Raw genomic sequence first — 1,815 nt, forward strand, 5'->3', positions numbered from 1 at the left:
AAGAAATTAATCAAGCGAAAGACCAAGTGACAGCTAAACAACAAGCGTTAAACGGTCAAGAAAACTTAAGAACTGCGCAAACAAATGCGAAGCAACATTTGAATGGCTTAAGTGACTTAACTAATGCTCAAAAAGAAGCGGCGAAACGTCAAATCGAGGGTGCAACGCATGTTAATGAAGTAACACAAGCACAAAATAATGCGGATGCATTAAATACAGCTATGACGAACTTGAAAAATGGTATTCAAGATCAGAATACGATTAAGCAAGGTGTTAACTTCACTGATGCAGATGAAGCGAAACGTAATGCATATACAAATGCAGTGACGCAAGCTGAACAAATTTTAAATAAAGCACAAGGTCCAAATACTGCAAAAGACAATGTTGAATCTGCGTTACAAAATGTACAACGTGCTAAAAACGAATTGAACGGTAATCAAAATGTTGCGAATGCTAAGACAACTGCGAAAAATGCATTGAATAACTTAACATCAATCAACAACGCACAAAAAGAAGCGTTGAAATCACAAATTGAAGGTGCTACAACAGTTGCAGGTGTAAATCAAGTGTCTACAACAGCATCTGAATTAAATACTGCAATGAGCAACTTACAACGTGGTATTAACGATGAAGCAGCTACAAAAGCAGCTCAGAAATATACTGATGCAGATAGAGATAAACAAACTGCATACAATGATGCTGTAACGGCAGCTAAAACGTTATTAGATAAAACAGCTGGCACAAATGAAAATAAAGCAGCCGTTGAACAAGCATTACAACGTGTGAATACTGCTAAAACTGCATTAAATGGTGATGCGCGCTTAAATGAAGCGAAGAACACAGCTAAACAACAAGTAGCGACAATGTCACACTTAACTGATGCTCAAAAAGCAAACTTAACATCGCAAATCGAAAGTGGTACGACTGTTGCAGGTGTTCAAGGTATTCAAGCTAATGCCGGTACTTTAGATCAAGCAATGAATCAATTAAGACAAAGTATTGCTTCTAAAGATGCGACTAAATCAAGCGAAGATTATCAAGACGCGAATGCAGATTTACAAAATGCATACAATGATGCGGTAACTAATGCTGAAGGTATTATTAGTGCAACGAATAACCCTGAAATGAATCCTGATACAATTAACCAAAAAGCGAGCCAAGTGAACAGTGCGAAGTCTGCATTGAACGGTGATGAAAAATTAGCAGCAGCAAAACAAACTGCGAAATCAGATATCGGTCGTTTGACAGACTTGAACAATGCACAACGAACTGCGGCAAATGCTGAAGTGGATCAAGCACCAAATCTTGCAGCTGTTACAGCGGCTAAAAATAAAGCAACATCGTTAAACACAGCGATGGGTAATTTGAAACATGCACTTGCTGAAAAGGATAATACGAAACGTAGTGTCAATTACACAGATGCGGATCAACCAAAACAACAAGCGTATGATACTGCGGTTACACAAGCAGAAGCAATTACTAATGCTAATGGCAGCAACGCGAATGAAACAACAGTTCAAGCAGCACTAAACCAATTGAATCAAGCTAAAAATGACTTGAATGGTGATAATAAAGTTGCTCAAGCAAAAGAGTCAGCGAAACGTGCATTAGCTTCATATAGTAACTTGAATAATGCGCAATCAACTGCAGCAACTAGTCAAATTGACAATGCAACGACAGTAGCAGGTGTAACTGCTGCACAAAATACTGCTAATGAATTAAATACAGCAATGGGTCAACTTCAAAATGGTATTAATGACCAAAACACTGTTAAACAACAAGTGAACTTTACAGATGCTGACCAAGGTAAGAAAG

At 38.0% G+C, this 1,815-nt stretch carries 1 protein-coding gene; it reads left to right on the forward strand.

Annotated features, from left to right (window positions below):
- The coding region (locus IDG60_RS12975) for a GA module-containing protein (RefSeq protein ID WP_206160767.1) at window positions 1–1,815 on the forward strand (1,815 nt) is incomplete at both ends.

This window comes from Staphylococcus sp. EG-SA-2 (genome assembly GCF_017152085.1).